This is a genomic window from Sphingobacteriaceae bacterium (genome assembly GCA_016715905.1).
GTDB lineage: Bacteria > Bacteroidota > Bacteroidia > B-17B0 > Aurantibacillaceae > Aurantibacillus.
Genome location: JADJXI010000015.1, coordinates 1 through 7,378, shown reverse-complemented (window position 1 = coordinate 7,378; position 7,378 = coordinate 1). Strand labels below are relative to the sequence as shown.

General features: G+C 32.0%; 4 protein-coding genes. All 4 read left to right on the top strand.

The window, feature by feature from the left end; translation table 11 throughout:
- Positions 1–501, top strand: a 501-nt coding sequence (locus IPM51_12385) for a hypothetical protein (GenBank protein ID MBK9285096.1), incomplete at its 5' end; no start/stop codon positions are given.
- 755 nt (positions 502–1,256) lie between these two features.
- Positions 1,257–2,663, top strand: a complete 1,407-nt coding sequence (locus tag IPM51_12380) for an IS66 family transposase (protein MBK9285095.1) — start codon at positions 1,257–1,259, stop codon at positions 2,661–2,663.
- Between the two features lie 2,143 nt (positions 2,664–4,806).
- Positions 4,807–5,013, top strand: coding sequence for a hypothetical protein (locus IPM51_12375; GenBank protein ID MBK9285094.1), 207 nt, complete (start codon positions 4,807–4,809; stop codon positions 5,011–5,013).
- Between the two features lie 65 nt (positions 5,014–5,078).
- On the top strand, positions 5,079–7,378 hold a 2,300-nt coding region (locus IPM51_12370), incomplete at its 3' end, for a hypothetical protein (protein MBK9285093.1).

Sequence of the window (7,378 nt, the reverse complement as noted above, 5' to 3'; positions counted from 1 at the left end):
ATTTATTTTATTGGCATCTGTTTATTAGTTAGTGCAGTAGCAACATCACGAATTATATTTATAATTCTTCCACCATTATTAGGTGTATTACTTTGGAAGAGAAACAAGTATTTTGGAGTTGGTTTAGCAATTATTGGTCTTGTTCTAACTTTGTTATTACACATTATTTTCTATACGGCAGCAGAAGTTTACCAGCCTTTTCATTTGTTCGAACGTGCTGAAATAAATTTGCGAATACCATTAATAGTATTGGGAGGAATTGTTTCAGCTATTGGTGGTTTCTTTGTTATGTTAAAAGTAAAGCCTGATTTCACGAGTTGGTTATTTTGGTTTGCTTTTTCTCTGACAATACCGCTTATTTTTATATCATTTGGAGAATTGAAAAATGTTGAGTTTAATTTTTCAAAATGGGAAGGAGCAAACTATATTTTCCCTGCTGTTCCAGCAATTTTAATTTACATATTTTATGGCTTTTCGGATAAGACACAAAATGAAGTATAGGATTTTAAGGTTGAAAATATTTTTTTATTTTATATTTACCTAAAGAACTACAATAAAAAAGCCAAAGGCAAACGGCATCTAACAAAGCATACCCACTGCGGAAGTGAGTCGAGTTGGAAGTTCTCACTTCCTTGCACCGAGAGAGGCTTAGTTCTCCAAGCAAGTGTTGTGCCTTCGTTTGATTGGAAGCAACTCAGTCACAGCACTTGCAGTGGCAAAAGCTCTTTGGCTCGGTGACATGCCGAAGCGGCACGTCGGGTATGCTCTAACGTTAAGTGCCATTGCTGGCTTAGTTATGTGAACGAGGCTGGAAAAAGAAAGAAAAATTATGTAAGATATAATACTATGCCAGTTTCTAAAAAATTGGAACAATTATGCACAAGGGTATAAATTTGTATAGGCATGGCAAAATAAAGAATTCATGCCTAAAGAACCAAAATTTCAGTTTTAAGAAATATGAATTTCCGAAGGATTGGTAAAGAGAATAACGATATAGTGAATATATGGTAACTTTGATAACTTTGGATAGAAGAGCTAGGCTTAGGCATTAGGAATAAACCCTGGGAACTTAGGCTTGAAAAAAGCAAATTGTTTGAGAAGGATAAAAAGCATTAAGCATTAATAAATTCATGATAGCTTAAGTTAAATATTAGGCTGAAATTAATAATATTAGGAATAGTGTAACCGTTTAGTCTGATAAAGAAAAAAATAAAAAAAATGCTAAAGGAAATTAGAAAAAGTACGAAAATTATAATATGAATAAGGAGAAGGTAATCTACATCAACCCTGACGATGAAAAAAGTATTAGTAGGCTAAGACGGGTTATTAAGATACAACAGAAAACTATAGAAGAACTTATTCAAGAAAATGAGGAGTATAAAAAAAGACTCCAAATCAGCAATGCTGTAGAGTCTGCACCTTCTGGAACAAAAGTAGTTTTTTTGAAACCAGAAATCAAAAAGCGAAAAAAGAAAAAACCTGGTCGAAAAAAAGGACATAAAGGGGCATCTCGTCCTAAACCAAAAGATGAAGAAATAACAGACGAAGTAGATCATACCTTAGAAATGTGTCCCGACTGTAATGGAAAAGTATATCCAGCAAATTCAACGAGAACAAGAATTATTGTAGATATAGTAATGGAATCAGAAACAACAAAGCATACAATATCATCTCATTGGTGTCCTCGTTGCAAAAGCAATAAAGAAGATATTATCACAGATGCTCTACCAGGATTTACGATAGGAAACAAAACTCTTGTATATTCAGCGTTGCAACATTTTACACAGGGTGTATCCTTAAGCAATATAGTAAAAAATCTAAACTATTCAAAGTTAAAACTAACAAGTGGTTGTCTTATAAATGGTTGGCACAAATTAGCAGAGATATTAACACCATATTATGATGATATATTGGAAAAAACAAGAAAGTCCGAAGCTACTTATGCTGATGAAACTGGTTGGCGTCAAAAAGGAAAAAGATTTTGGTTATGGGGTTTCTTTACCAAGACAACTGCATTGTATACTATTCGTAGAAAACGTGATAAAAATGTAGTAATAGAAATATTAGGTGATACATTTGATGGTATTTTAATAACAGATTTTTGGAAACCTTACTCTTCTATAGCCGTAAGATTTCATCAATGGTGCATAGCACACTTTTTAAGAGAATTTATCAAGATAGGTAGTCGACGTAAAAAATTCACACGTTCATATTTAAAATTTAGAAAAGCAGTCAAGCGATTGTTTACGGAAGCATTAAATTATAACAAAAAAGTTGAACTTACAAAAGAAGACAGAGAGAGAAGAAAGAAAAAATTCTTAGAGCGAATTGATAAGGTAACAAAAATTCGTTCAAGAGACCCAGATGTTATTCGTCTTCAAAATAGATTGACTAAATACAAAGACGGAATGTTTACGTTCATAACTGAGGATGTCGATCCTACTAACAATTTCTCAGAAAGGATGATTCGTTGTGCTGTTCTACTTAGAAAGATAGGATTCCACACAATGTCAGAAAAAGGCTCAGAAACTCTGTCTATCCTCCTTTCAGTATTTAAAACTATGGAAATGCAAGGACTTGATCCTTACACTGAGACTTTAAAGATTGTTCAAAATTATATTATTCAACAGAAAAAAAGTGGTAAAATGGATTTAGCAGCCTAATTGATTACGGAATAGTTTTAGAACAATAGGTTTGGAAAATGTGGAATAGTGGACGCAAGAGAAAGGAATAACGATATAGTGAATCCATGAGAGTTTAGGTTTGTAAGATGCAAGCTTAGACATTGGGAATAGACCCTGGGAACTTAGGCTTTAGAAATGTAAATTGGCGAGAGCTTGCTAAAAAGGATAAATAGTAAATCCATGGAAATTATAGTTAGTAAGAGCCAAATTTAAGAAATAGGAATACATTTAGAGAAACAAGCCTTGGGTTGTACGTATAAAGAAGATAAAATAGGAATAGTTTTTAAAAAAATGTTAAGAAATAGAAATTAATTTTGAAAAGCAATAATAAATTATTTGACAAATTTGAAATAAGGCAATCAATGTGGAAAAGAGTAAAGTAGGGGAGTTTGTTGTTGCACAAAGGCAACGGCACTTAACTGAGCGTGTAAGCGGCACCGAAGAGTAGATTTGGAAGTTCTCTTCGGTTTGGGCTACGCCACATTTTTGTTCAGTCACGCCCTTTGCATTGTTGATTGGAAGAGCAAAGTTCGTGCCTTCACAAAAACGTCTCACACGCCCTAACGTTAAGTGCCATTGCTGGCTTAGTTATGTGAACGAGGCTGGAAAAAGAAAATAAAATTATATAGAATATAATTATTATACCTGTTTCTAAAAAATTGGAACAATTATGCACAGGATATAAATATGTGTAAGCATTGCAAAATAAAAAATTCATGCCTAAAAACCAAAGTTTCATTTTTAAGAAATATGAATTTCTGAAGGATTGGTAAAGAGAATAACGATATAGTGAATATATGGTGACTTTGATAACTTTGGATAGAAGAGCTAAGCTTAGGGGGAATAAGTCTTGGGAACTTAGGCTTGAAAAAAGTGAATTGTTTAGAGCTGTATAAAAGGCATTAAGCATTAATAAATTCATGATAGCTTTAGTTAAATATTAGGCAGAAATTAATAATATTAGGAATTAGTTTTAGAAGAATAGTCTTGGAAAATGTGGAATATTGGACGCTAGTGAAAGGAATAATGATATAGTGAATATATGATAGCTTTGGTTATTCTGGATAGTAAGAGCTAAGCATAGAAATTGAGAAATTGGGAATAGACCATGTAACTAAGGCTTTAGAAATGTAGGTTGGAAAGTTGTATAAAAAGGATAAATAGTAAATTCATGGAAATTTTAGTTAGTAAGAGCCAAATTTAAGAAAAGGGAATAAGTGTAGAGAAATAAGCCTTGGTTATATGGATAAAGAAGAAAAGTAGCCATGCAAAAGCAATGTTAAAGTACTACAGGCTTTCTCTGTAAAGTTATACAAAAATGACTGTAACACTTTCACTAAAACTTATGCTTTACTACTTAAAAGAGAAATAGTTTTTAAAAAAATGTTAAGAAATAGAAATTATTTATAAAAAGCAATAATAATTTATTTGACAAAATTGAAATAAGGCAATCAATGTGGAAAAGAGTAAAACATTAGAGTTGTTGTTGCACAAAGGCAACGGCACTTAACAAAGCGTGTAAGCTGCACCGAAGAGTTGCTTGTAAGTTCTCTTCGGTTTGGGCTACGCCACATTTTTGTTCAGTCACGCACTTTGCATTGTAGGTTTGGAAGAGCAAAGTTTGTGCCTTCACAAAAACGTCTTACACGCTTGTACGTTGTGCGACAAAATACAAAACCTTTACTTTGAGAATAGTTTAGAAAAATAAGGATAAGACTATCAGGTAATAATATTCTAATAATTAAAAATATACAAATCAAAATTCATACCAAATTATTCATTTTAAAAATATTTTCAGGTGTACCAGTTAACTTGTTTCTTTCTGCAAATTATGCGATAATATAGATGTTTCATTTTTAGATATGACTAATAGAAAAATCTAAAAGGTTAAAAAAGATAAGAAAATATGATTAATATTGTCAATAAATGTCTGAATAAAGTTAATATTTTGAAAAATTAGATAAATAGTATGGTAGGTACATGTGTGAAGTATTCAATTTTTAAAAGAAATTTATGGAATGATCGATAAAAAGTTTGACTTATTTATGTATCGATATACAAGAAATAATCATTTGTTTATGATATCCAAGCACTATTAATGAGGTGAGTTTAAGGCAAAAATATGGCAAAAAGTGAAAAGGAAATTATCAGTCTTTGTTTGCGTGGTGTTCCTTTTACGGTGAATAAGGAAGGTTTGATTGTTGTGGATGGTGATTTTGGTCCGCCTTTGCGGAATGAAGAAATTGCTCAGCTCGGTTTGACTCCGGAGCAAGTTCAAGGTGTTTATAATCGGATTGTGGAAGTGAAAGGGAATTATTATGCGGTGTGATGTTGGAAATATGGAGGATAATGAATCTTTGAATTAACACATAATTTAAAGTTTCTTTAGAGTAGATGATGTGGAAAAAGAAGAAAAGGAATTTTCCTGAGGATTACAATAGAATCTTTCAAGACGAGGAACATCTAGAAAGAGTAAGACTGACTCAAGATGTTGTTCATAATAAAAAAAAGTCTAGTTTTTTAAAAAAAATAACTGATGTAATGTTTGAAGAAGTAAAAGCAAGAGGTGATGAGATGACGATTGAGAGAATTACAAGGGCAGAAATTGTTAAGGATGGCATGAAGTTTATTGTAAAAGTTGAAAATGGAAAAAAATTAATAAGACTACCAATTCCAATTTCAAAAGATGCCAAAAATAGCATTACTAATGATACACAGCAGTTTACGGTAAATTTTGAATGTATTGATAATAATAACATGGAATATCAGATTAAAAATATTCCAACCAATCTGCTCAATCGACGATTGAATGATGATGAATTAATAGAAAAAGCCTCGGAATTTCCGGGTCTATTACATCTACTCGAATTTTTCTTAAATGATCCTGATAACATAGTAACTAGTAAATTGTCATTTCCAACCAAATTTGATTTTGAAGATATTACTGATAATGAATTCAATGGTTATCACCCAATTCCAAGAGCTACTTTAGTTGATGTTGGGATGTGGATTACCAATGGAAAGAGAAAACTGCAAGTTGAGATCACTACCGATAACACGAATCTTTATCAAAGATTTTATGATAAAGATAAAAAAGATAAGACAAAATTCGGGTTAAAATTTACAGAAAAGGATCAAAAACCTTTAGCAAATCCGATAGAATTTGAGGGTTTAGGAGATTTTAATAACAACACAAAAGATAAAATAGAATTTTTTATCGAAGTGGATACTGACAAAATAGGGAAGGAAGTTACAGAAACTTCGTTTAGTATTTTTTATGGTTCCATAGTACTAGAGTTAGTAGAAAGTGATCTAGGATTTGAGCGATTCGAATCAATCGAACTAGCCGTTGAAATTAGGTTCGTAAATCCTTCCAAATCAGCCAATCTATTAAATACAAATACCGTATCTATTGATTTTGGAACTTCTTCCACTTGTATTGCTTGTAACGGTGGCGACAAATTGATTTCATTTACAGATAAAATAACAGATCGCAATAAGGATTATGAAAACCCTACTTCTTTTATCATTTATAATTGGGAGAAGATTTTTAAAACATGGGACCCTGCTAATGAGGCAGTACCTCATTTTCATAGAGCAAGAGATATGTCATATAAAATTAAAAACACTTTGGATACAAATCACTATGGTGATGGTAATAATGTAAATGTTGAATTAGGTGAATTGGCTAATAATCCAGAAAGAACTGACGTATTAAAAGCAATTGTAACGGATATAAAGGCTCTTCCCGGAAAATTAGCAGTTCCAAATGCGAGGGAACAAGCAGAACCATATAGAGAAAGTGATGCGGTCCGAACTATCAACATGATTTGTGATGTTGGAAATGATACGATTCAAAACCTCAATCCTATTTCTTTGTATGCCTATTTTATTGGTAGAGCAGTAAATGCAAATGTAAACGATCAAATATTTTTGAATTATAAACTTTCCTTTCCGGTTACTTTTAATGAAAATAAGAGGAAAATAATACGGGATTCTTTTGAATATGGGCTTAAAAGGTCAGTTCCACATATTATAAGAGAAAAAGTACAAGTAGAAATGGGTAGAGAAGAACCGGTTGCCATTTTGGGAGCAGCAAGAAGACATATAGTTCCAGAAAGTAACCAAAAACCTATACTTTTTGCTGTGTTTGATTTTGGAGGTGGTACTCTTGATTTTGCTTTTGGTATGTGTCGTCATTCAGTAGATAATAGTGATTTAAAGGATAGTAATGATGAACCAATTGACGAATTTTTTTATGGTGATTATATGATCGAAATATTTAGGACTGACGGAGAGCCTGTAGGTGGTGAAACCTTGATAAATTTGATGTCATACCAAATATACAAAGATAATAAAGGCTTTATGGATAAAAATAATATACCAATTGAAGTGCCAACAGGAGAACTACCAATTCAAGAAGGTATCAGAAGGGGTTTAATGCGATCCGATATATACGCAAAAATTAATTTGCGAATCATCAATGAAGAAGTCTCAAGAAAAGCATTTAAAGGGAATTTGAATTTAGATACTCTATCTAGTGGTAGTGTACCTCCTATCGAACAACTATTAAATCAAGATGGTGATAAGGTTTCTATTAGAGAGTCTGATTTAGAAGATTTTAGTGAAGATGAATTAATCAAAAAATTGGTCGGTTCAAAGATACAGAAATTAGTCCAATCTTTCAAAACAAG